Source organism: Methylobacterium dankookense, from assembly GCF_902141855.1.
GTDB lineage: Bacteria > Pseudomonadota > Alphaproteobacteria > Rhizobiales > Beijerinckiaceae > Methylobacterium > Methylobacterium dankookense.
Genome location: NZ_CABFVH010000036.1, coordinates 11,798 through 34,242 on the forward strand (window position 1 = coordinate 11,798; position 22,445 = coordinate 34,242).

The following is a 22,445-nucleotide window of genomic DNA, read 5'->3' on the forward strand; positions in this document are numbered from 1 at the left end:
CACCATCCGGACGCGCCGTCGCCGTTTCGCGCACCCGAGGCGGAGCCCCGGTGCGGGAGCGGCCGGAAGGTGGGCGAAGCTTCCCGTGGCGGCCGAGGTCGGCCCGCGCGAGCCTCTGTCGGCCGGTCCCGAGCCGGCGCAGACCCGACGAGGCTCCCCATGCAAAGGCGCTCCATCTCCGACCCGCTGCCCCGCAACCTCCTCATCGGCCCGCTCGTCGCGGCGCTCCTCGCGCTCTTCGCCGGAGCGCCCCCGGCGAGAGCCCTCGAAGCGGGGGGCGGCACGCTGCTCCTGCGCCACGCGGGCGATCAGCCGGTCGAGGCGCCGCGCCTCGCCGCCGACGCCGCCATCGCGGTCAGCGGGCCCACCGCGCGGGCCACCATCACCCAGGCCTTCCGCAACACCACGGCGGACTGGGTCGAGGGCACCTACCTCTTCCCGCTGCCGGAGGATGCCGCGGTCGATTCGATGAAGCTCGTGGTCGGCGACCGCGTGATCGTCGCCGACATCCGCGAGCGGCGGGCGGCCCAGCGCGCCTATGAAGCGGCCAAGGCCGAGGGCAAGGCCGCGGCGCTGACCGAGCAGCAGCGGCCCAACCTGTTCACCAATGCCGTCGCCAATATCGGCCCCGGCGAGACCGTGCTGGTCCAGATCGCCTACCAGCAGACGGTCCGGCAATCGGGCGACACCTATTCCCTGCGCCTGCCGACCGTCGCGGCGCCGCGCTACAGCCCGGCCCCGCCGGCGATCCAGTCCGCCGCGGAAGGCCCGGCCGCGCCCGATCCCGTCCCCGACCGCCGACGGATCGCGGCGCCGGTGCTCGACCCGGCGCGCAGCGCCCCGGTCAACCCGCTGACCCTCTCCATCGACCTCAAACCCGGCTTCGCCATCGGCTCCGTGCACAGCGCCACCCACGCGATCCGGGTCGAGGCCCCCTCGGAGAGCGAGCGCCGCATCGCCCTGCGCGACGGCGCCACCGCGGCCGACCGGGATTTCGAGCTGACCTGGACGCCCGCGCCCGGCACGCGCCCCGCGATCGGGCTGTTCCGCGAGCGCGTGGCGGGGGCCGAGACCGTGCTCGCCGTGGTGACGCCGCCGTCAGCGGCGATCGCGCAGGCGCCGATGCCGCGCGACGTCGTCTTCGTCATCGACAATTCGGGCTCGATGGGCGGCACCTCGATCCGGCAGGCCAGGGCGAGCCTGCTCGTCGGCCTCGACCGGCTGCGCCCAGGCGACCGCTTCAACGTGATCCGCTTCGACGACACGATGGAGACGGTCTTCCCCGACCTCGTGGCGGCCGACGAGGCGCATCTGGCGCATGCCAAGCGCTTCGTGGCCGGGCTCGAGGCGCGCGGCGGCACCGAGATGCTGGCACCGCTCCAGGCCGCGCTGCGGGACGGCCGCCCCGAGGAGACCGGCCGCCTGCGGCAGGTCGTGTTCCTCACCGACGGCGCCATCGGCAACGAGGCGCAGATCTTCGCCGCCATCGCGGCCGGGCGCGGGCGCACGCGGCTGTTCATGGTCGGGATCGGCTCCGCCCCGAACGGCCATCTGATGCGCCACGCGGCCGAGCTCGGCCGCGGCAGCTTCACCCTGATCGGCTCGGCCGACCAGGTCGCCGACCGCATGCGCGAGCTGCTCCTCAAGCTCGAGAGCCCCGTCGTCACCGACCTGAGCGCGACCTTCTCGGAGGCCGCCGAGGCCACCCCGGCGCAGATGCCGGACCTCTATCGCGGCGAGCCGGTGACCGTCGCGGCGCGGATGCGCGCGGCGCGGGGGACGCTGACCCTCGCCGGCCGGATCGGGGGCGAGCCCTGGCGGGTGGTGCTGCGCCTGGACGAGGCCGCGGAGGGCACCGGCATCGGCAAGGTCTGGGCACGGGCGAAGATCGGGGACGCCGAGACCGCGCGCCTCACCGGCGCGATGGAGCCGGCGGCCGCCGATGCCGAGATCCTGCGGCTCGCCCTCGACCACGGCTTGACGACGCGCCTGACCGCCCTGGTCGCCGTGGATGCCACGCCGCGGCGGCCGCAAGGGGCACGCCTCGCCCGCACCGACCTGCCGCTCAACCTGCCCGCCGGCTGGGACTTCGAGGCGGTGTTCGGGCGCGACGGCGAGGCTCCGCAGGCGCCCGGCCTCGCCCCGGCCCCGCGCGAGCGCCGCGCCGAGCTGATCCCGGCCCGGGACGCGTCCCGGGAGGTCGCCCTGCCGCAGACGGCGACGGATTTCGAGATCCGTGTGCTCGTCGGGGCGATCCTCCTCGGCCTCGGCCTGCTCCTGCAGGCCCGCCGCCGCCGGGTCGCGCCGTGAGGACGCCCCGGATGCCGGGCTTGCCGAGCCGGCGCTCCGGCCGGGCAGGGCTCGCCGCCCTCCCGGCACTCCCGGCCCTCTTCTTGGCCGCGGGCGGCCTCGTCCTGCTGGCGCAGGGGGCCTGGATCCCCGCCAAGGCCGCCCTGGCGCAGGCGCTCCTGGAGCGCGCCTTCGCCCGGACGCTCGCCGCGGGCGCGCCCAGCCGTCCCTGGCCCTGGGCCGACACGGTGCCGGTCGCCCGCATCGCCTTCCCGGGGCTCGGCGAATCCTACGTGGCGCTGGCCGGATCGAGCGGGCAGGCCCTGGCCTTCGGGCCCGGCCATGTGGAGGGCACGCCGGAGGCGGGCGAGCCCGGCACGGCGGTCTATGCCGCCCATCGCGACACCCAATTCCGCAGCCTCGGCCGCCTCGCCCCCGGCGATTCCGTCGAGGTCCGGCGCCGGGACGGCCGGACGATCCGCTTCCGCGTCACCGGACGCCGGATCGCGCGCTGGGACGCCTCCGGCCTCGACGCCGACGCGCCGGGGCGGCGGCTCGTCCTCGCCACCTGCTGGCCGCTCGACGCGCTCGCGCCGGGGCCCGACCGCCTCCTCGTGGAGGCGATCGCCGAGGACAGCCGAACGGCCGAGCCTTGACGCGCCCGAATGCCGTGCGGTTCTGTGCGGATCCGTCCGGAATCCGCAACGATGCCGCTGTCCGAGACCCATCCCCCGCCGGTCGAGCCCCCCGAGACCGAGCTGCCCGACGCGCAGAGCCGCGCCATCGCGGAGGCGGTGCGCGAGGAGCTGGCCCGCCGCCGCATGTCCCGGCAGGCGCTGGCCGATGCGGCGCGCATCAGCATCTCGACCCTGGAGAAGGCCCTGTCCGGCCGCCGCTCCTTCACCCTCGCCACCACGATCCGCCTGGAGGAGGCGCTGGCGCTGCCCCTGCGGCTGCCGGCCCCGCGGCCTGCGGCGGCCCCGGCCCTGCCCCGCCACGCCCCGGAAGCCTTCGGCTCCTATACCCGCGAGGCCGTGGCCTTCCTCGAAGGCCGCTACCTCACGCTCAGGCCCTCCTTCGGGCAGGCCGGGGCGATCTTCGCCTACCGGACGGAGATCGCCTGGGACGCCGAGAGCGCCCGGCTGGTGTTCCGGGAGGCGGAGCGGCTCGACGCGCCCTTCGCCCAGTCCGGCACCGTCTCGGTGCCCAACCAGTCGGGCCAGATCTATCTCGTCACCAACTTCCAGGGGCAGTACCGCCTGGCCATGCTCGGCCGGCCGACGATCCAGGGCGAGATGTTCGGCATCCTGACGACGCTGTTCTCGGGCCGCGGCGCGCAGCTCACGCCGGCCGCGACGCCCATCGCCCTGGTGCCGGAGCGGGCGGCCCCCGCCCTGGACCTGCCGGACCTGCAATACGGCCGCATCGCGGCCGGCATGGCCTGCGAGCCGGCCTACCGGCGCATCCTCGAGCGGGTGCGGGCGGACGGCTTCGCGGTCTTCCCCGGCTGCGCCCCGGAGGCGTGAGGCCGGGCCGCGGCGGGCGGGGCGCGCCTCGTCAGCTCCCGGCCTTGTCGTGGACGTTGGCGAAGAACAGCTCCTTCCAGCTCTCCGCGCCGCGGCGGATCGCGCCCGTGCGCGCCATGAAGTCCGCATATCGCCCGATCGCCCGCGGCGTCGTGGTGAAGCTGACCTGCGGGTCCGACAGGATCTCGCCGATCAGCCCGGCATCGCTGGAATCGCGGGCGAGGCGGACATAGGCCTGCGCCGCGGCCTTCCTGTCGGCGTCGATCGCCGCCACCGCCTCGTCGAGCGCCGCCGTGAAGGCCGCGTAGAGCTGCGGATTGGCCTCCGCGAAGGCGGTGGAGGCCCAGACCACGTTGAAGGTCGACGGCTCGCCGAGGATGTCGAAGGTGTTGAGCACCGTGCGGATGCCGGGGCGGCGCAGCTCCAGCTCCTGGATCGGCGCCGCGGTGAAATGCGCCGTGATCTCGTTGCCGGCGAGCAGCGCGGCCATGCCGTCCGGATGCGAGAGCGTGACGGTGAGCCGGTCGAGCTCGTTGCGGCGCGCCTCGCCGAGCTCCTTCTCCGCGGCCATCTGCAGGAACATCGCCTGGACCGAGACCTTGACGGCGGGCAGCGCGATCTTGTCCCGGTCGGTGAAGTCGGCGAGCCGGTGCACCTTCGGATTGTTGGTGTTCATCAGGAGCGGCATGCTGTTCATCGCGGCCACGCCCTTCACGGCGAGCCGCGTCCCGGCCGTCTTCGACCAGAGCAGGACGAGGGGCGGCACGCCGCCCGCGGCGAACTGGATCTGCCCGGAGAGCAGCGCGTCGTTCATCGCCGCTCCGCCCGCCAGGGTGACGTACTGCGCCTGGAGCCCGGGGATCCCGCGTGCGGCGGCGGCCTTCTGCAGGAGGCCCTGCTCCTCCATCAGCATCAGGGGCAGATGGCCGAGGCTCGGCTGGCGGGCGATGCGCACGCTGCCCGCCTCGGCCACCGAGCGGCCCATTCCCGCGACCCACGCCGCCGCGGCGCCCGCCAGGACATCCCGTCTCCGCATTCCACCCTCCCTGGCGCCGCGCGGTCGAGGGCCGGGCGAGCCGGCTTCCGCTCCGCGCGGGCACCGGCGCCGGAGCGGACCATGCCTGGAGAAGGATCAGGCCGGCCGGCGGATCGCGGGGGCCGGCACGCTCTCGATCATCACGTTGATGCAGGCGGGCTTGCCGCTCGCCCGCGCCACCGCGAGCGCCGGCCCGAGATCCTCGGCGCGCGTGACCAGCGCCCCGAACCCGCCGAGCGCCTCCACGACCGCGTCGTAGCGGGTCGGCAGCAGGTCGCAGTGGCGCGCCCGCTCCGCCCCGTAGCTGCGCAGCTGGATCTGGTGCTCGGCGTTCCAGCGGGCATCGTTGCCGACCACCGCGATGATCGGCACGCCGTAGCGCAGGGCGGTGTCGAACTCGGCCATGTGGAAGCCGAAGGTGCCGTCGCCGAGCACCGCCACCACCGGCGCCCCCGGCCGCTCCATCTGCGCGGCGATGGCGAAGGGGATCGAGGCGCCGATCGTGCCCGAGACCCCGTTGACGAGGCGTCGCCCGGCCCGGACCAGCGCCTGCGGCCATTGCCCGATCTCGCCGCCGTCGCAGATCAGCGTCGCCTCCGGATGGTCCGCCAGGAAGGCGTCGACGCCGCGGCACAGCTCCACCGGGTGCAGGCGGCCGGGACCGCCCGCGCGTTCCGCCCAGGCGGGCGGCCGGTAGGCGAGGGCCTCCCGGGCCTCGCGGGCCCAGGCCGCGTTCGGGTGCACGCCGCCGCGCTCCGCCAGGGCGGCCAGCGTGGGGCGCGGATCCGCGATCCCCGAGGCCACGAGCCGCTCCGCCGGGGCGCGGGCGATCAAGGCGGGGTCCGGGTCGACCAGGGCGAGGCGGCAATCCGGCGCCAGGGCCGTCCCGAACTTCAGGGTGAAGTCGAGGGGCTTGCCGACCAGAACGAGGAGGTCGGCCCGGCCGAGGATCTCCGAGAGGCAACCGAGGCTCGGATCGTTGATGCCGCGCGGGCTCTCCATGCCGATCACCGGCAGGCCGAGCCGCTCGGCCGCCGCGGCCATGGCGGCCCGCCCGGGCCCGTCGCAGAGGGCCGGCCCGCAGGCGACGAGCGGGCGCTCGGCCCCCGCGAGATGCCGCAGCAGGTCGTCGACGAGGGCGGCCTCGGGCTCCGCCACGCGGATGCGGGCGGCCTCGGGCCCTGAGATCCGCACGCTGCCGGCCGGCAGGCGCGCCTCCAAGAGGTCCACGGGCAGGCTGAGATGGACGGGCCCCGGCCGGCCCTCGCGGGCGAGGCGGAAGGCGCGGGCGAGATCGGAGCCCAGGGTGGCGGCCGCCGTCGCCGTCCAGGACGCCTTGGTCATCGGCCGGGCGATGGCGGCCTGATCCATCTCCTGGAAGGCGCCGCGGCCGAGCTCGCTCAAAGGCGCGTGGCCCGAGAGCAGCAGGACCGGCGATTCCGCGGCGAGCGCCGTGAACAGCGCCGCCGCGCCGTTCGAATGCCCCTGGCCGCCCGTCACCAGGGCGACGCCGACCTCGCCCGACAGCCGGCCCCAGGCATCGGCCATGTGGACGCAGGCCGCCTCCTGGCGGACATGGACGATCGCGATGCCCGTCTCCAGGAGGGCATCGAAGACGGGCATGACGTGGTTGCCGGACAGGGTGAAGACGCGGCTGACGCCGAGCGCCTCCAGGGTGCGTGCAACGATGTCGGCCCCGCGAAAGGAATCCATCTGTGTCCCTGTGAGGTAAGGCCGGGATGGGCGATCCGCGCCCCCGATCCCGCCCCTCGGCTCAGCGGTCGATAGAGCTTGCAAATGAAGCAGATCGCAAGACGATTCGGATCGAGTTCAATATTTCTCAATCTGGACTTCGAAGAATCGGAACGGCCCGCCCTGTCCCCGGACCCGGGCCGCCGCCTTCGGGAGCCCTGCGCCGACCTCGGATCGAGTCCGCGCCCGCGGTTGCCGTATCGGCGCCGGCCCGCTGCGCGGCGCCTCTACGTATCCGCCACGGACAGGCCGCCGATCCCGTTCAGCATGGCCGCCGAGAAGCTGTTCCCCCTTGCGGATGCCCCCTTGCGAAGCGCGGCTCGCGCGGCATGTTAGGCCCCGGAACGGAAGGAAGTCCGACAATGAAGACCCTCACCACGATCGCGGTGCTCGGCCTGAGCCTGGCAGGCGCGCTGAGCCCCGCGGCCGCGCAATATTACGGCGAGCGCGACTACGGCTACCGGGACCGCGGCGACCCGCGCGACTACCGCCGCCGCGACGACGACGAGGATCGTCCGCGCTACCGGAACCGCGGCGACTACGCCTTCGACGAGCGCGAGTACCTGCGCTGCAACCCGGACGTCCGTCGCGCCATCGTGAACGGCCAGATGGAATCGGGCCTCGCGCATTACCGCACCTTCGGCCGCCGCGAGGGGCGCCGCCTGAGCTGCTGAGCGGACGGGCGGGGCCGCCTCAGGTGAGCGGCGCGCCCCGCGTCTCCGCGCGGATCGCCAGGACCGCAGCGGCCGCGAGCACCAGGAGGACGGCGAACAGCGCGATCGCCGCCTCGAAGCTCGCGGCGACGACGAGCCCGATGCCGGAGGGCGCGAGCAGCGCCCCGAGGCGGGCGAGCGCCCCCGCCGCCCCCATCCCGCTCGCCCGCAGGGCGGTGGGGTAGAGTTCGGGGGTGAAGGCGTAGAGCGCCCCCCAGGCGCCCAGCATGGCGAAGCTCATGAGCAGCGTCGCCGCCGAGATCACCAGGGGATCGGCGGTCGCCACGTAGAGGAAGCAGCCCCCGGCCGCCCCGAGCAGGAAGCCGATCAGCGTGGGCCGCCGCCCCCAGCGCTCGACCCCGTAGGCGGCAAGCGCGTAGCCGGGGATCTGCGCCAGCGCCACGAGCACCAGGAAGCCCTGGCCCCGCAGGAAGCCGTGGCCCGCGGCGGAGAGCTGCGCGGGCAGCCAGACGAACAGCCCGTAATAGGCCATCGCCACGAGAAGCCAGGCCGCCAGGACCAGCGCCGAGGTCCGCCGCAGGCCCGGCGCGAACAGGCTTCCGCGCGCTCCCCCGGCGCCCGGATCGGCCGCGAGCCGCGCCGTGAAGGCCCGGCCGTTCACCGCCGCCATGCGGGCGAGCACCGCCTCCGCCGCGCCGAGCCGGCCGGTGCGCCAGAGATGGTAGGGGGTCTCCGGCACCCAGAGCCGCAGGGTCACGCCGACGAGGGCGGGCGCGGCGGTGGCCGCGAAGATCCAGCGCCACGCCGCCGGGCCGGCCCAGGCCGCCGCCGCGACGCTCGCGAGCGCCAGGGCGAGGGTGCCCGCCGCCCAGAACCCTTCGAGGGCGACGAGCCAGCGCCCGCGCCGGTCGGCGGGCAGGAACTCGGCCATCGCCGCGTAGTCGACCGGGAGCGTGCCCCCGACCGCGACGCCCGTGAGGAAGCGCAGCGCGACGAGGCTCGCGAGCCCCGGCGCCAGCGCCGAGAGCAGGCCGAAGACCGCGTCCGCCAGCACCGTGACGATCAGGATCCGGCGCCGGCCGTAGCGGTCGGCGAGGCGCCCGAAGCCCCAGGCCCCGAGCATCATGCCGAAGAAGAAGGCCGTGCCGACCTGCACCGCCTGCGCGACCGGGATCCCGAACTCCGCGGCGAGCGTCGGCGCGGCGAAGCCGACCGCCAGCACCTGCATCGCGTCCGCCGCCCAGACCAGCCCGAAGATCCCGAGCAGCCGGTACTGGAACCGGCCGGTCCCGATCGCGGAGAGGGCCGCGTCCAGGGAGGTCACCGCGCCCGTCATGCCGCGTCCCATCGTGCCCCTTGCCGTGCTCGCCCGAGAGCCGGGGGCGCCCAGGAAGCGCGGCAGCTTTAGCGGGAACCGGCGGCTGCGGAAACGCCCGATCCGGCAGGACCGGACCACCGTTCCGGTGAAGAGCGCCCTATCGCAGCAGCCGATCAATCGCGGCGGCGCCGTCGGCGCGGGCCTTCTGCTCGGTGGGAAAGGAGCGCTCGCCGCGCTGGTAGGGGCGTCCGTCCCGGCAGATCAGCCAGGAATACCAGCCGGCCGGGCGGAAGGCCGGCGAGACCGTCAGGGTGAAGGGAGGTCGGTCCGCCTTGTCGGTAAGCTCTGGCATCGCAGCGGCGGCACCGGGCCCGGCGGATCGATCGGGGTCGCGGTCCCTCCGGGCCGAGGGAACCGTGAGCCGCATCTCATAGACATCCGGCCGATCCCTTCGGGATGGCGGATGTCGTCTTCGCTCAGGCGCCGCGCGGTATCAGGCGACGGAGGCGATCCGCTTCTCCACCTGCCGGACCTGCGACGGATACCAGCGGACGCCCCGCGCGCTCGGGACGCCGAGCTCGTTCAGGGCATGCGCCACCTCCTCGAACGTGGTCGCGCCCGCGGCCCGGATCTCCGCCAGGACCGGCGCGACGCTCAGGGCGCGCTCCATCGTGCGCCGCATGCAGGGCCGGTTATGCCGGGCCCTGGCCGGGGCAGCGGGACGGTGCCGGGCCTGCCCGGGCTCCACGGCGTCCCGGCGCTGCCGGTCGATGACGCGGGCGAAATAGTCCCGCTTGCGCGCGAGGCGCTCCGCGCTCGCGGCCGGAGCGCCGTCGACCGCGGCGAGGACGGCCATGAGGCCGAGGGTGACCTCGCTCGCCTCCGGCATGTCCGCCGCGGCGAAGCGCAGGCCCAGGCGTTCGAGGTCGCGGCGCAGCTCCGCGAGGAAGGCGGGGTCCCGGGCCAGCCGCTCCAGCCGCGCCACGAGGAGCGTCGCCCCCTGGCGCTGGCAGAGGTCGAGCGCCTTGCGCAGCTCGGTCCGCGCCGGCTCGAACCCGTCGAGCCGGATCTCCCGGAATTCCGCGACGAGGTGGCCGCCGCAGCGCGCGAGATGGGCGGCAGCGGCGGCGCGCTGGGTCGCCAGCGCGTCGGCGAGCGTCGCGGGCTCGGCCGCGTCGAGGTTGATGTAGGAGACGAACTGAACCTGACTCATACGCATCGCGCTGCCTGCGCCCTGCTCGCCGCGGCGCGCCGGGCTTGCCGCTCCTCCTCCGGTCTGCGAGTTTCGTTTTGAATGACAGTTTCGAACGCTTCAATATGAATCCAATTGCCGATGAGCGCAGGGTGCGGGTCGCCCTCGGCCTCGGCGGGAGCGTCGTAATCGGCGCCGGGCGGCTCGACCTGCCCGACCTGATCGCGACCCTCGACGCGATCGAGCGCACGGGCTCGGTCCAGGGGCTCGCGGACGCGCTCGGCCTGTCCTACCGCACCGCGTGGGCGCGCCTTCAGGCCTTCGAGGCGGCGCTCGGGCAGCCGCTGGTGCGCAAGGTCCGCGGCCATGGCAGCGCCCTGACCGAGGCGGGACGGGCGCTGGCGGACGCCCTCTCCGAGGCCCGGCGCAGCCTCGACGGGGCGCTCGACCGCGAGGCGCGCGCGCTGGAGCATCGGCTGACGCGCCTGGTGAGCGGGGAGGCGGCCCCGCTCCGGGTCGTTGGCAGCCACGATCCGCTGCTGGTCGAGGCCGTGGCGGAGCGGACCGGCTGCGAGCTGAGCGTGCTGGGCAGCAGCGAGGCCGCGCGGCGGCTGCTGGCGGGGCAGGCCGACCTGGCGGGGTTCCATTGCGGCTTGCTCGCGCCCGAGGCCGCCGGCCCGCCCTTCGCGACGCTCCGGGCGGGGGAGGGCCTCGTCCTCCGGCCGGTCTTCGAGCGCGAGCAGGGGCTGATCCTGGCGCCCGGCAACCCGCTGGGCATCCAGGGCGTCGCCGACCTCGCCTCCGGGCAGGTGCGCTACGTCAACCGGCAGAAGGGCTCCGGCACGCGCCTGTGGTTCGACCGGCTGCTGGACGCCGCCGCCATCCCGCCGACGGCGGTCCGGGGCTACGGCATCGAGGAGTTCACGCATCAGGCCGTGGCGGCGGTGATCGCCTGCGGCGAGGCCGATGCCGGGCTCGGCGCGCGCGCCGCCGCCGAGCGGCTCGGCCTCGACTTCGTGCCGGTCGGCTGGGAGGTCTACTACCTCGCCGCAAGCCGCTCCCTCGGGGCGGACATCCTCGACGACCTCGCCGCCGACCTGACGGCGCGGGCGGGCCGCACCGCGGGCTACCGGCTGCCCGGCGCGGCCTCGACCGGCTGATACCGCGTCCGGTTGATCGGACCGGACGCGGTCTCGGCAAGCCCGCGCGGCGCCTGAGCGAAGACGACATCCGCCATCCCGAAGGGATCACCCGGATGGCGTATGAAATCCATGGTTCAGCGGCCCGAGCCGCGGACCAGCATCTTGACGCGCTGGTCCGCCCGGTCGAGGCGCTCGGCCACGCCGCGGCGGGTGCATTTCTCCACCGTGTCGCCGGCATAGAGCCCGACATGGTAGGCCTTCGCCCGGCAGGCGCTGAGCGGCGGCCAGACCACGATCGCCGCGAGGAACAGGACGAGGCAGGACGTGTCGATCGCGAGCCAGGTCTTCCAGCCGAGGCGCAGGCCACCCTTACGCGCCTCGGATGTCCGGCGGCGGCCCGTCGCGCCCCGCAGCCGGTCGAGCCGCGCCTCGAACGGGTCGGGCTCCGGCAGCGGGACGGATACGGTCGCGGGGGCGAGGGGAATCGTCTGCACGGGACAACCTCGGACAGTCCGGACAATGGTTTCCGGGGAGCTAAGTCCGTGCCAAGCCGGCGACGCTGAAATCAGCTTCAGATTGTCCTGCAACGGGACGGATGCGGCGCGGGACTGCCTGTGGTTGCCGCAGCGCCTGTGCCGGCCGTGCCGAAGCGGGGCCGGCACAGCGGATGGAATGCAACCATACGTGGGCCGGCCCGGCTTCGGGTGGCTCATCCCCTCCTCGACCCCATCCTGAGGTGCGCGGCGTGAGGCGCCGGGCCTCGAAGGAGGTCTCCAGGGATCTCGGTGCTTGCTGGAGGCCTCCTTCGAGGCCTCCGCTTCGCTCCGGCGCCTCAGGATGAGGGGGTGGGTGGGATGGCAGCGGCTCCACGCCGGATCGCTGCGTCGCGCTCGAACGGCCCCTTACTGCAGCGCGTCCACGGCCAGGCCGAAGACCTCCGAGAAGCCGTGATAGTCGTCGATCATGGCGATGACCGAGAGCAGGATCCCGAGGGCGCCGACATAGGAGACGAGAAGGAGCTCGCGCCGTTCGCTGACAGCGATCGCCAGCCCAGCGAAGGGGATGCTCTGCAGGGCCAGCGCGGCGGCGATGTTCATGGACGGCCTCGCGAAGACGAGAGCGGCGGCGCCGGGGAGGGCGCCGCCGCGAGAGGACCGGACGGTGATCCGCGCCTCAGGCGATCCCGGCCGGGCGGGCGACCAGGGCCTCCTCCTGCGCGCCCCCGGCGAGGTAGCGCAGGCGCATCGGGCGCAGCACGAACATGGCGAGCGCGGCGGCGGCGACGTTGAGGCCGATGATCAGCCCGAACACCGCGGTCCAGCCATAGGCGGCCGAGACCATGCTGCCGAGCGGCACCAGCATCGCGGCCGTGCCCTTGGCGGTGTAGAGGAGACCCGCATTGCTCGCCGCGAACTTCGAGCCGAACGTGTCGCCGCAGGTGGCCGGGAACAGCGAGTAGATCTCGCCGAACACCCCGAAATAGATCGCCGTGGCGAACACGAAGACCATCGGGTTGCGGCCGTAGCCGAGCAGCAGGATCACGGCGAAGGCGGCGGTGCTGAAGGCGATGAACATCGTCTTCTCACGGCCGATCTTGTCCGAGACGAAGCCGAAGAACGGCCGGCCGAAGCCGTCGAAGATGCGGTCCAGCGAGATCGCCAGCGTCAGCGCCGCCATCTGCAGGCCGAACAGCGAGACCGGCACGTCGGCGACCTTGAAGTCGTGGGCGATCGGGGCGATCTGCGCCGCCGCCATCAGGCCGCCGGAGGCGACCATCACGAACATCGCGTACATCACCCAGAAGACCGGGGTGCGCACGGCCTCGCGCGGGGTGCGGTCGACCTTGGACTGGGGCAGGTTCAGCACCTTGCGCTTGACCGGCGCGGAGATGCCGGGCTTGCGCAGCAGGAAGGACATCAGCACCACGATCGCGCCCTGGCCGAGGCCGAAATACAGGAAGGCGGTCTCGTAGCCGCTGGTCGCGATCAGCTTGGCGATCGGCACCACCGTGACGGCGGCGCCCGCGCCGAAGCCCGCGGCGGTGGCACCGGCGGCGAGGCCGCGGCGGTCGGGGAACCACTTGAGGGCGTTGCCGACGCAGGTGCCGTAGACCGAGCCCGCGCCGATGCCGCCGATCACGGCCGCGACGTAGAGCAGGGTGAGGCTGTCGGCGTAGGAGTTGAGCACCCAGGCGAGCGCGATCATCACGCCGCCGAAGCAGACCACGATGCGCGGGCCGTAGCGGTCCACGAACCAGGCCTCGATCGGCACGAGCCAGGTCTCGGTCGCGACGAACAGGGTGAAGGCGAACTGGATCGCGGCGCGACCCCAGTGATGCTTGGCGTCGATTGGATCGACGAACAGCGTCCAGCCGTACTGCAGGTTGGCGATCATCGCCATGCAGAGAATTCCGAAGGCGAGTTGCCACCACTTGGCGGCAGGCGGGTCGTGGCGTTCCATCCCTGCTTCCTTGCTCGAAGGCTTTTTCGAAGGCCCGGCTTGCCCGCCGAGTCGCGCCATCATGCAAAATTTTTCTAGGTGTGCAATATACCACGGATTAAATCGCACGCTGGCTCGTAACAGCGTGTCCGGGATGGAGCGGATTCAGGGAGCGGCGCGCAGGCGCTCCAGCAGGGCGGCGTCGGCGTAGCCGTCCGCCGGCAGGCCGCCGGCGGCCTGGTAGGCGCGAATTGCCGCACGGGTGCGCGGGCCGACCTTGCCGTCCGCCGTGCCGGCCGGATGGCCGCGCTGCGCCAGCAGCGTCTGCAGCTCGCGCCGCTCGGAGGTCGTGAGCACGCGGTCGGCGCGCGGCCAGTCCCGGGCGAGGCCGGGCTCGCCGCGCAGGCGGTCGGAGAGATGCCCCACCGTCAGCGCGTAGGCCAGCGCATTGTTGTAGCGCAGGATGGTGCGGAAGTTCGGCAGGACGAGGAAGGCCGGCCCGCGGGCGCCGGCCGGCAGGAGCAGGCTCGCCCGCGCCGTCTCGGGGCCGGGCGCCGCGCGCAGGGGCCGCACGCCGAGCGCCGCCCATTCGGCGAGGCTGCGCTCGGTGGTCTCGTCGGCGAGCGCGTAGTCGAAGCCCTCGGGCAGCGCGGCCTCCGCGCCCCAGCGCTCGCCCCGCCACCAGCCCATCGCCGCGAGGTAGTTGCCCGTCGAGGCGAGCGCGTCGGGGGCCGACCAGAGGTCGCGCCGGCCATCGCCGTCCCCGTCCACGGCATGGGCGAGGAAGACGCTCGGCATGAACTGGGTGTGGCCCAGCGCCCCGGCCCAGGAGCCGGTGAGCCGCTCGGGCGCGACCTCGCCGCGGGCGAGGATCTGCAGGGTGGCGACCAGCTCGTCCCGCCAGTAGGGGGCGCGGCCGGGATCGCCGCAGGCGAGCGTCGCGAGCGACCGCAGGGCCGGGCGCACGATGCTGGAATCGTCGAGGACGGCGCCGTAGCTCGACTCGACGCCCCAGAAGGCCACCAGGGTGAAGCGGTCGACGCCGGTCCGCGCCTCGATCCCGTCGAGCAGGGGGCCCAGCGCCTCGAGCCGCCGGCGCCCCTCCGCGACGCGCGCCTCGCCGATCCCCGCATCGAGATAGGCCCAGACCGGCCGGACGAACTCCGCCTGGTTCTGCGTGGCGGCGAGCACCTGGGGGTCGGGGGCGAGGCCGAGGAGCTGCTCGCCCAGCAGCGGCTGCGGGACGCCGCGGGCCTGCGCGGCCTCCGCGATGTCGAGCAGGCAGAGGCCGAAGGGCTGCCCCTCGGCCTGCGCCGCGGGCGACGCGACGAGCGCCGCGCCGATCAGAAGAGCCCGTGTGCCGCGCATGCCCGTCCCCGCCTCACCCACGATGCGGGGGCCTATAGCACGCGTCCCGAATCCGGGATTCCAAAGGGATCATCCCTTTGGCGGGTCCAGGGCGGAGCCCTGGAGGATCCCGCGATCAGGAGCCCCGCCGCGCGGCGTCGCGGGACGTGTCGTCCGTCTGCGGGGGCGGGGAGTGCGGGCCCGGATGCGGCTCGGGGCGCGGCCGGTCCGCGCCCGTGGCGGGGCCCTGGGGCGGCTTCCGGGGCGTGTCGCGGCGATCGTCGGCCATGGCCGGTCTCCTCAGGCCGCCTTCCGGTTCACCTGGGCTTCCGCCATGTCGGTGAGCCGCTTGTCGGTGGCCTTCTCCTCGTCGAGGGTCTGCTGCAGCACGCCCGCGCAATCGTCGCGGCCGAGGCGCTTGGCCCAGGCGATCAGCGAGCCGTAGCGGGTGATCTCGTAATGCTCCACCGCCTGCGCCGCGGCGATGAGGGCGGCGTCGAGCACGTCCTTGTCGGCGACCTCGCCCGCGGTCTCGTTGGTTTCCTTGATGATGCCGTCGATCGCCGGGCAATCCACGGCCTTGGGCTGGTGCCCGTGCATCTGGAAGACCTGCTCCAGGCGCTTGATCTGGCCCTCGGTCTCGCGCAGATGCGTCTCGAAGCCCTGCTTGAGTTGCGGATCGGTCGCCTTGGCGATCATCTTCGGCAGCGCCTTCGTGATCTGGTTCTCGGCGTAGTAGACGTCCTGCAAGGTGTGCACGAACAGGTCGTCGAGGGTCTTGATGTCTCGCGTGAACAGGCCCATCGCGTACTCCTGGCGTTCTGTGAGGCTCGAGCGGCCGGCCTCGCGGCGCGGCCCGTATCCGACAGGGGAAGCCCAGTCCGGCCATCGCGGTTCCGGAGATCGTCCGAGATCTTCGCGAAGATCCGACCAGTAAAGCTGCGCCTTTTCGAAGACGAACATGATCATATCCCCGGCTCGGGTCGAGGCAGCCGATCGGGCCCGTCCGCGGTTGGTTCCGGCGACCGCCGGCGCCGAGGAGGCCGCGATGGAGGCCGCGATGCCGAACCCAGCCCTGGCCCGCATGGTGGAGGAGCAGATCGTGCGGCGGGGCCTGCGCGATCCCGCCGTGCTCGATGCGATGCGCAGCGTCCCGCGCGCGGCCTTCGTGCGGCCGGGCTTCGAGGCCGCGGCCTATGACGACGGTCCCCTGCCGATCGGCGAGGGCCAGACCCTGTCGCAACCCTACATCGTCGCGCTGATGGCCGAGGCGGCCGGCCTCCGCCCCGGCGCCCGGGTGCTGGAGGTGGGGGCGGGCTCGGGCTACGCGGCGGCGGTGCTGGCCGCGCTCGGCGCCGAGGTCCACGCCATCGAGCGGCAGCCGGCCCTCGCCGAGGCGGCGCGGATGCGCCTCGCGCGGCTCGGCTACGGCAGGGTGGCGCTGCGCACGGGCGACGGCAGCGCCGGCTGGCCGGAGGCGGCCCCCTTCGACGCCATCCTGGTCTCGGCGGGGGCGCCGGCTGTGCCGCGGGCGCTGAAGGCGCAGCTGGCGCTCGGCGGCCGGCTGGTGGCGCCGGTCGGGCCTGCGGGCGCGCAGACCCTCGTCGTGCTGACGCGGCGGGGCGCGGATCTCTACGCAGAGGAGGATCGCGGCCCGGTGAGCTTCGTCCCCCTCATCGGCGCCGAGGGCTGGCCGGAGGAGGGCGCCTGGCCGGGACCGGCCTGATCGCTACCGCCCGCTCCGCAGCGCGAAGCCGAGCAGCCCGAGCCCCGCCACGAGGCAGATGCCGCTCCAGCGCTCCAGGCTGACGGCCTGCTCGGGCCGGCGCAGGGAGAGCAGCGCCAGCACGACGCCGCAGACGATGCAACCGAGACTGGCCAGCGAGACCATTGCACTCCTTCAACCGGGCGCCGGAATGCCCGCTCTATTGAACATCTTCCTGTCGCGGAAGACTTGACAGGCTGAAGGCCTGCTATAAGCCGCCTGCCGACGCAGACTTGAACCCGTCGGCGACGGACCCGGCAGCCGATGACAGGCGGGGCCGCCCCGCGGCCGCCGCGCGGCGGCGAGGTTTGCACGGCCCGCCGCCTGTGGCATGGGAACGGCCCCGTCCTCCTTGACCGGATCTGCCCATGCGCACGGCGCTCACCGCCCTCGCCACGCTCGTCGCGGCCGCCCTCACGGCCGGCGCCGCCCTCGCCCAGCCGGCCCCCGTCCGCATCGGGGTGATCCCGGTCATCGGGGCCGCGCCGATCTTCGTGGCGAACGGGGAGGGCGGGCTGAAGCAGGTGGGCCTGAACCCGACCTTCACCACCTTCGAGTCCGGCCCGAACATGATCCAGGCCCTGGCCTCGGGCACGATCGACGTCTACGTGGCCGGCATCGCGCCGCTGGCGGTGGCGCGCACCAAGAACATCGACGTGCGCGTGGTCGCCGCCACCGCGGTCGAGGAGATGGTGTTCGTGGCCGGCCCCAAGCTCGCGCCCTACTTCGCGGCGGCTGCCGACAAGGCCGAGGCCTTCCGCCAGTTCAAGGCGAAGGAGGGCCGCCCCGCCCGGCTCGCCACGCAGCCCCCCGGCTCGGTGCCGAACACCACGCTCCAGCACTGGCTCTGGACCGTCGCCAAGGCCGACAAGGCCGACGCGCAGATCGTGGCGATGGGCATCGACGCCACGCAGCAGGCGCTGCTGGCCGGCGCCGTCGACGGCGCCTCGATCCGCGAGCCGGCGCTGACCATCGTCCAGGCCCGCAACCCGGCGATCAAGCTGCTGGCCACCGGCGCCGAGATGTTCCCCGACCAGCCGGGCACCGTGGTCGCGGTCTCGGGCGCCTTCGCCGACAAGAACCCGGCCGCCGTGCAGGGCCTCGTGGACGCCCTGGTGAAGGCCACCGAGACCCTCAAGACCGATCCCGACAAGGCGGCCCCGGCCGTCGAGCAGGCGCTGGGCAAGGGCATCACCGACCTCGCCACCATCCGCAAGGCGCTGACCTCGCCGGCCGCCAAGTTCACCGCCGATCCGCGCGTCATCGTCGAGGCGACCAAGGCGATGCAGGATTATCAGGTCAGCATCGGCACCCTCGACAAGGCGGTGCCGATGGATGGCCTGTTCGTGCCGGGCTTCTACGAGAAGGCCGTGAAGCGCTGATGCCGGCCTGCACTTGAAGAACAGGATAAAGATGATCGTCATCAACGGCTTGGAGCCGGTCTTTCACGTGAAGAACCGGCGCTAGGGCGATGCAGCTGATCCGCAGCACGGCGCTCGCCGCGGCCGGGCTCCTCGCCTTCCTGGTCCTGTGGGAGGCGGTGCCCCGGCTCGGCCTCGTCAACCCGGCCTTCCTGCCGCCGCCGAGCACGATCCCCGCCGCCTTCCTGCGCGAGATCGAGCTCGGCGTCTGGCTCACCGCCGTGCTGTCGAGCCTCAGCCACTACGTGGCCGGCCTCTGCGCCGGGGCGGGCGCGGGCATCGCGCTCGGCCTCGTCAGCGGCATGTCGCGCGGCTTCGAGGCGTTCACCGCCTGGGTGGTGCGGCTGCTGCGCCCGATCCCCGGCCTCGCCTGGGTGCCCTTCGCGATCATCTGGTTCGGGGTCGAGCCCTCGGCCGCCGTGTTCATCATCGCGGTCGGCGTGTTCTGGATCGTGTTCTTCGCGACGCAAGGCGCCGTGCGCGGCGTCGACCGCGACCTCGTCGAGGTGGCCCAGGCCTTCGGCTTCCGCGGGCCCCTGCAGCGGCTCGTCAAGATCCTGCTGCCGGCGGCGACCCCCGGCATCCTGGTCGGCCTGCGCACGGCCCTCGGCCAGGCCTGGATGGCGGTGGTGGCGGCCGAGATCTTCGGCGTGCCCGGCGTCGGCCAGCGCATGATGCAGGCCTCCTCGCTCCTCTCCACCGACATCGTCGTCGTCTACATGCTGACCATGGCCGGCCTCTACGGCCTGTTCGATTCCGCCTTCGTCGCCCTTCAGGGCTGGCTCCTGCGCTGGCGGGCCTGACCATGCCGGAACCGATCATCGACATCCGGGCCCTCAGCCTCGCCTATGGCGAGGGCGAGAGCCGCAACGTGGTGCTGGAATCCCTCGATCTCGCGGTCGCCCGCGGCGAGGTGCTGGTCATCGTCGGCGAGTCCGGCGTCGGCAAGTCGACGCTGCTGCGCGTGCTGATGGGCTTGAGCCGGCCGAGCGGCGGCAGCGTCGCGGTCCATGCCCGGCCCGATTGCCGCACGCCCATGGCCATGGTCTTCCAGGACGCGCGCCTGCTGCCCTGGCGGCGGGTCATCGACAACGTGGCCTTCGGCCTCGAAGGCTCCGGCCTGTCGCGCGGCCAGCGCCGGGAGCGGGCGCGGGCCATGCTGGCGCTGGTCGGCCTCTCCGATCTCGCCGGGCGCTGGCCGCACCAGCTCTCCGGCGGCCAGCGCCAGCGCGTGGCCATCGCCCGGGCGCTCGCCGTCGAGCCCGACGTGCTCCTGATGGACGAGCCGTTCTCGGCCCTCGACAGCTTCACCCGCGAGGGGCTGCAGGACGAGTTGCAGCGCATCACCGCGGAGACCGGCAAGACGGTGCTCTTCGTCACCCACGACATCGACGAGGCGGTCACCATCGCCGACCGCGTCGTGGTGATCGCCGGCCCCCCGGGCCGGATCGCCGCCGAGGTGCGGATCGACCTGCCCCGCCCGCGCCTGCGCCGGGACGCGACCCTCCAGGACATCGCCCGGCAGCTCCGCGCCGAACTCTCCCGCCGCTCGGCCGAGCTGTAGCTCGCGGTCCGGGATCCCAAAGGGATCATCCCTTTGGCGGGGTCTCGGGGCGGAGCCCCGAGGTCTTCCAGGGCTCCGCCCCGGACCCGCGAGAGGGATGATCCCTCTCGACTCCCGGGCCTATGACCCCCAGAGGCGCAGGAGCGCGTAGCCCGCGAGCGCGGCGGCACCGAGGACGCGCCGCCAGGGATTGACCCCGCGCAGCACCTCGTCGAGCGCCCACCACGCGAAGGCGAGGTCGGCGGCGACGCGGAGCGCCGTGCCGGCGCCGCCCGCAGGCGCGAGGATCCGGCCCGCGGCGGCGAGGCCGAGGAACAGCCAGAGCGGCAGGTTCGGCCATTGCGCGATCGTGATCCGCCCGTCGACGCGGCTGCGGAAGGTCCAGTCCAGGGCGCGCCGGAGGCGTTCCACCGGCTCAGCCGCGCTCGGCCTCGGCCCGCCGGATCGGCGCGCAGATCTCCGGGCTGATCTTGTCGAGATGCACGCAGGCCGTGTCGCGGTACCAGGCCCGCAGGGCCGGCTGGCCCGGCGCCACATAGATGCCGACGAGGATGAAGCCGGCCCCGAGGAGCACGAGCAGGAGGATGAGGTTGCGCATGGCGGGCCGGGGGGTTCGAGCGGCTACGCTGCCCCAACGCGTCGGCCCGCCAACCGCTCCCCGGTGGCGAAGCCCCGGTGTATTCCGCTCCGCCGAGGCCTCACCGGCCGCTGAGCAGGTCGCGGCGGAACGAGGCGTCGAGGCGGCGCATGTAGTGCTCGGCGCAGCACATGTGCTCCTGCATGATGCGGCCGACCGCCTCGGCATCCTTCGCCCGGAAGGCCGAGACCAGCTGGCGGTGGCTCTCGAGGTTGTGCGCGCCGAAGGCCGCGTACTCGGTGGCGCTGCCCTGGAACTCGACGAGGTCGCGCAGCAGGCTGTTGATGAAGCGGCACATGAAGGCGAGGAGGGCGTTGTCGCTCGCGTCGCAGAGCAGGTCGTGGAAGGTCAGCTCCAGGCTGCGGCCGCGGGCATGCTCGCCGGCGGCGAAGGCCGCCTCGCAGGCCAGGATGTTCTCCTCAAGCCGCTGCAGGGCCTCGGCATCGAGGCGCCCCGCCACGTCGAGGCCGAGGGCGACCTCCAGTTCCCGGCGCACGGCATAGACCTGGGCGAAGTCGAGCCGGCGGAAATGCAGGAAGCGCCGCAATTGCTGCGCGGCCGCGTCGATCGAGACGGGGCGGATCTCGGCGCCCCCGTTCGGGCCCGGCCGCATCGCCACCAGCCCCTGCACCTCCAGGGCCTTCAGCGCCTCCCGGATCGTGCCCTTGGCGCAGCCGTAATGCTGCATCAGCTTCTGCTCGTTCGGCAGGCGCTGCCCGGGCTCCATGCGCTCGCGGGCGATGCGGCGGCAGAGATCCTCGGCGATCTGGTCGGAGAGCTTGATCCGCCGCAGGGGCGAGGCGGAGGCGCCCGCCTCCTCCGCGCTCATCGGGCCTGTCGCTATCGGGCCTGCCATGGGGCCTCGCGGTCGATCGGGTAGATGGGGCGGGCGAGCTTGGCGAAGGGGAACAGCCCGTAATCGGAGCTGGTCACGCCGGCGCTGGCACATTCCACCACCGCCCGCGCGATCGGCTCGAAGACCGGGCGGCAATACATGCGCGACTTCAGGATCAGGAAGCGCGCCGCCCGCGGATCGATGCCGATGCCGGTGAAGATGGCGAGGTCCCAGGGCTCGTGCGGCTCCTCCGTCACCAGCACGCGGGCCCGGCCCGTGTCGAGGACGGCGGCCCGGCCCATCGAGAAGCGCTGGCCGGTATAGGTCGGGCCGGTGACGACGTAGCTGCCGTCGCCGAGCGTCGCGACCCGGCCCGCCAGGGCGAGGGGGGCCTGGGGCGGGAAGCCCGGCAGCGCGATCCTGTTGCCGAGGCGGATCTCCGCCGCGGCGCCGGCCCCGGCCGCGTAGAGGGCGGCCACGGCCTCGGGATCGCAGATCGGCCCGGCGACGAGGCCGTCGAGGCCGGCCTCCAGGCAGGCGGCGAGCACGTCCATCACGTCGCAGGTGCCGCCCGACATGCAGTTGTCGCCGTGGTCGAGGAGGAGGATCGGCCCGTCGCCCGGCCCCGCCGCCGCCTCCCGCGCCCGCGCGATCGAGTCCGCGAGCGGCGCCTCGTCGTAGACGAACTCCGCCCGGCGCGCCCAGATCGCGGCGCCGAGCGCGTCCGCGGCCGCCCGCGCCTGCTCCGCGCTCTCGGCCGCGACCACGAAGGACACGCCGGTCTCGGCGAGGTCGGCGAGGCCGAAGCCGCCGAACAGGGTGGCGGCGAGGATGCCCGGCCGCGCCTCCATGGCCCGGGTCTCGGCGACGATGTCGGCCATGGCGCCGGGCACGCGGGTGTCCATCCGGAGCGTGTGGGCGAGCAGCGGCGGGTGGCACCAGGCCTGGTGCGGGCGCAGGCCCTCGTCGAGCATGCGGCCGACGAGGCGGGCGACATGCGCGCCGGTCTCGGCCATGTCCACGTGGGGGTAGGTCTTGAAGCCGACGATGACGTCGGCATTCTCCACCATGCGCGCCGTGACGTTGGCGTGGAGGTCGAGGGCGACGCCGAGCGGCACGTCCGGGGCGATGGCGCGGATGCGGGCGAGAAGCTCGCCCTCGCCGTCGTCGTGGCTCTGCGTCACCATCGCGCCGTGCAGGTCGAGCAGGATGGCCTCGCAGCCCTCCGACACCGCGGCGAGGATCGCGGCGGCGAGGTCCTCGAAGGCTTCGTCGGCGACGGGCCCGCTCGGATTGGCGTGGGCCATCACCGGCACGGCCACTTCCGCGCCCCGGCTCTCCGCGAAGGCCAGGAAGGCGCCGAGCGCCGTGGCGCTGCCGGTGCCGGCGGCGCGGGCCGCCTCGCCCCAGACGGGGCGGAAGGCCGCGAGCGGCGTGGCGAGCGGCGAGAAGGTGTTCGTCTCGTGGTTGAGGCGAGCGGTGACGATGCGCATGGCGGCCTTCGGACG

General features: G+C 73.8%; 25 protein-coding genes. 9 read left to right on the forward strand and 16 right to left on the reverse strand.

Annotated features, from left to right (window positions below):
* The first annotated feature begins 159 nt into the window (after positions 1 to 159).
* From MTDSW087_RS21445 to MTDSW087_RS21455, 3 genes are read left to right on the forward strand one after another with little or no spacing between them, the layout of a single operon-like run.
* Entirely contained in the window at positions 160 to 2,310 is a 2,151-nt protein-coding gene (locus MTDSW087_RS21445; RefSeq protein WP_144766920.1) for a marine proteobacterial sortase target protein, read from the forward strand.
* Between the two features lie 11 nt (positions 2,311 to 2,321).
* Positions 2,322 to 2,945 carry a class GN sortase gene (locus MTDSW087_RS21450; RefSeq protein ID WP_144766921.1) on the forward strand — a complete coding sequence of 208 codons (624 nt, stop codon included), beginning with the start codon at positions 2,322 to 2,324 and terminating at the stop codon, positions 2,943 to 2,945.
* Between the two features lie 51 nt (positions 2,946 to 2,996).
* The gene (locus tag MTDSW087_RS21455; protein ID WP_144766922.1) at positions 2,997 to 3,815 is read left to right on the forward strand and encodes a helix-turn-helix domain-containing protein; all 819 of its coding nucleotides are present in this window, start codon (positions 2,997 to 2,999) and stop codon (positions 3,813 to 3,815) included.
* Positions 3,816 to 3,846: 31 nt separating this feature from the next.
* Here MTDSW087_RS21455 and MTDSW087_RS21460 read toward each other — a convergent pair whose 3' ends face one another.
* Together MTDSW087_RS21460 and MTDSW087_RS21465 are read right to left on the reverse strand one after the other, a co-directional pair.
* Positions 3,847 to 4,851 carry an ABC transporter substrate-binding protein gene (locus tag MTDSW087_RS21460; RefSeq protein WP_144766923.1) on the reverse strand — a complete coding sequence of 335 codons (1,005 nt, stop codon included), beginning with the start codon at positions 4,849 to 4,851 and terminating at the stop codon, positions 3,847 to 3,849.
* 96 nt (positions 4,852 to 4,947) lie between these two features.
* Positions 4,948 to 6,564, reverse strand: a complete 1,617-nt coding sequence (locus MTDSW087_RS21465; protein ID WP_144766924.1) for a thiamine pyrophosphate-binding protein — start codon at positions 6,562 to 6,564, stop codon at positions 4,948 to 4,950.
* Between the two features lie 401 nt (positions 6,565 to 6,965).
* Here MTDSW087_RS21465 and MTDSW087_RS21470 point away from each other — a divergent pair, with 401 nt between their 5' ends.
* Positions 6,966 to 7,277 carry a hypothetical protein gene (locus MTDSW087_RS21470; RefSeq protein ID WP_144766925.1) on the forward strand — a complete coding sequence of 104 codons (312 nt, stop codon included), beginning with the start codon at positions 6,966 to 6,968 and terminating at the stop codon, positions 7,275 to 7,277.
* 19 nt (positions 7,278 to 7,296) lie between these two features.
* Here MTDSW087_RS21470 and MTDSW087_RS21475 read toward each other — a convergent pair whose 3' ends face one another.
* The 3 genes from MTDSW087_RS21475 to MTDSW087_RS21485 form a co-directional block, all read right to left on the reverse strand.
* Positions 7,297 to 8,613, reverse strand: a complete 1,317-nt coding sequence (locus MTDSW087_RS21475) for an MFS transporter (RefSeq protein ID WP_144766926.1) — start codon at positions 8,611 to 8,613, stop codon at positions 7,297 to 7,299.
* A gap of 139 nt (positions 8,614 to 8,752) precedes the next feature.
* Positions 8,753 to 8,947, reverse strand: coding sequence for a hypothetical protein (locus tag MTDSW087_RS21480; protein ID WP_144766927.1), 195 nt, complete (start codon positions 8,945 to 8,947; stop codon positions 8,753 to 8,755).
* Between the two features lie 141 nt (positions 8,948 to 9,088).
* Positions 9,089 to 9,808, reverse strand: coding sequence for a recombinase family protein (locus tag MTDSW087_RS21485; protein WP_144766928.1), 720 nt, complete (start codon positions 9,806 to 9,808; stop codon positions 9,089 to 9,091).
* A 104-nt stretch (positions 9,809 to 9,912) separates the two neighbouring features.
* Here MTDSW087_RS21485 and MTDSW087_RS21490 point away from each other — a divergent pair, with 104 nt between their 5' ends.
* Entirely contained in the window at positions 9,913 to 10,947 is a 1,035-nt protein-coding gene (locus MTDSW087_RS21490; protein ID WP_186383944.1) for a substrate-binding domain-containing protein, read from the forward strand.
* 116 nt (positions 10,948 to 11,063) lie between these two features.
* Here the strand turns inward: MTDSW087_RS21490 and MTDSW087_RS21495 are convergent, their stop codons facing one another.
* The 6 genes from MTDSW087_RS21495 to MTDSW087_RS21520 all read right to left on the reverse strand — a co-directional run bounded on the left by MTDSW087_RS21495 (position 11,064) and on the right by MTDSW087_RS21520 (position 15,519).
* Positions 11,064 to 11,423 carry a hypothetical protein gene (locus tag MTDSW087_RS21495; protein ID WP_144766930.1) on the reverse strand — a complete coding sequence of 120 codons (360 nt, stop codon included), beginning with the start codon at positions 11,421 to 11,423 and terminating at the stop codon, positions 11,064 to 11,066.
* A gap of 408 nt (positions 11,424 to 11,831) precedes the next feature.
* Positions 11,832 to 12,026, reverse strand: a complete 195-nt coding sequence (locus MTDSW087_RS21505; RefSeq protein ID WP_144766932.1) for a hypothetical protein — start codon at positions 12,024 to 12,026, stop codon at positions 11,832 to 11,834.
* A gap of 76 nt (positions 12,027 to 12,102) precedes the next feature.
* Positions 12,103 to 13,389: an oxalate/formate MFS antiporter gene (gene oxlT, locus MTDSW087_RS21510; RefSeq protein WP_144766933.1), complete on the reverse strand. Its 1,287-nt coding sequence runs from the start codon at positions 13,387 to 13,389 to the stop codon at positions 12,103 to 12,105.
* A gap of 144 nt (positions 13,390 to 13,533) precedes the next feature.
* Positions 13,534 to 14,736, reverse strand: a complete 1,203-nt coding sequence (locus MTDSW087_RS21515) for a lytic murein transglycosylase (RefSeq protein WP_144766934.1) — start codon at positions 14,734 to 14,736, stop codon at positions 13,534 to 13,536.
* Between the two features lie 115 nt (positions 14,737 to 14,851).
* Complete coding sequence (locus MTDSW087_RS30335; RefSeq protein WP_186383945.1) at positions 14,852 to 15,004, reverse strand: hypothetical protein; 153 nt, start codon at positions 15,002 to 15,004, stop codon at positions 14,852 to 14,854.
* A gap of 11 nt (positions 15,005 to 15,015) precedes the next feature.
* Positions 15,016 to 15,519, reverse strand: a complete 504-nt coding sequence (locus MTDSW087_RS21520) for a YciE/YciF ferroxidase family protein (protein WP_144766935.1) — start codon at positions 15,517 to 15,519, stop codon at positions 15,016 to 15,018.
* Positions 15,520 to 15,775: 256 nt separating this feature from the next.
* On the opposite strand from MTDSW087_RS21520, the gene MTDSW087_RS21525 reads away from it, so the two are divergent.
* Entirely contained in the window at positions 15,776 to 16,441 is a 666-nt protein-coding gene (locus MTDSW087_RS21525; RefSeq protein WP_144766936.1) for a protein-L-isoaspartate(D-aspartate) O-methyltransferase, read from the forward strand.
* 3 nt (positions 16,442 to 16,444) lie between these two features.
* Here MTDSW087_RS21525 and MTDSW087_RS30340 read toward each other — a convergent pair whose 3' ends face one another.
* Entirely contained in the window at positions 16,445 to 16,606 is a 162-nt protein-coding gene (locus MTDSW087_RS30340) for a hypothetical protein (protein WP_186383946.1), read from the reverse strand.
* 242 nt (positions 16,607 to 16,848) lie between these two features.
* Here MTDSW087_RS30340 and MTDSW087_RS21530 point away from each other — a divergent pair, with 242 nt between their 5' ends.
* From MTDSW087_RS21530 to MTDSW087_RS21540, 3 genes are all read left to right on the forward strand, one after another.
* Positions 16,849 to 17,862, forward strand: a complete 1,014-nt coding sequence (locus MTDSW087_RS21530; protein ID WP_144766937.1) for an ABC transporter substrate-binding protein — start codon at positions 16,849 to 16,851, stop codon at positions 17,860 to 17,862.
* 89 nt (positions 17,863 to 17,951) lie between these two features.
* Positions 17,952 to 18,704 (forward strand): ABC transporter permease, encoded by a 753-nt coding sequence (locus MTDSW087_RS21535; protein WP_144766938.1) that lies wholly within the window; start codon positions 17,952 to 17,954, stop codon positions 18,702 to 18,704.
* 2 nt (positions 18,705 to 18,706) lie between these two features.
* A complete protein-coding gene (locus MTDSW087_RS21540) occupies positions 18,707 to 19,465 on the forward strand; it encodes an ABC transporter ATP-binding protein (RefSeq protein WP_144766939.1) in 759 nt (252 codons plus the stop codon).
* Between the two features lie 120 nt (positions 19,466 to 19,585).
* On the opposite strand, the gene MTDSW087_RS21545 is transcribed toward MTDSW087_RS21540, so the two are convergent.
* The 4 genes from MTDSW087_RS21545 to MTDSW087_RS21560 all read right to left on the reverse strand — a co-directional run bounded on the left by MTDSW087_RS21545 (position 19,586) and on the right by MTDSW087_RS21560 (position 22,430).
* On the reverse strand, positions 19,586 to 19,876 hold the full coding sequence (locus MTDSW087_RS21545) for a hypothetical protein (RefSeq protein WP_144766940.1): 291 nt from the start codon (positions 19,874 to 19,876) through the stop codon (positions 19,586 to 19,588).
* Positions 19,877 to 19,880: 4 nt separating this feature from the next.
* Positions 19,881 to 20,063 carry a hypothetical protein gene (locus tag MTDSW087_RS21550; protein ID WP_142583492.1) on the reverse strand — a complete coding sequence of 61 codons (183 nt, stop codon included), beginning with the start codon at positions 20,061 to 20,063 and terminating at the stop codon, positions 19,881 to 19,883.
* 100 nt (positions 20,064 to 20,163) lie between these two features.
* Positions 20,164 to 20,931, reverse strand: coding sequence for a FadR/GntR family transcriptional regulator (locus MTDSW087_RS21555; protein WP_144766941.1), 768 nt, complete (start codon positions 20,929 to 20,931; stop codon positions 20,164 to 20,166).
* 11 nt (positions 20,932 to 20,942) lie between these two features.
* Positions 20,943 to 22,430 carry a M81 family metallopeptidase gene (locus MTDSW087_RS21560; protein ID WP_144766942.1) on the reverse strand — a complete coding sequence of 496 codons (1,488 nt, stop codon included), beginning with the start codon at positions 22,428 to 22,430 and terminating at the stop codon, positions 20,943 to 20,945.
* Between the last annotated feature and the right edge of the window lie 15 nt (positions 22,431 to 22,445).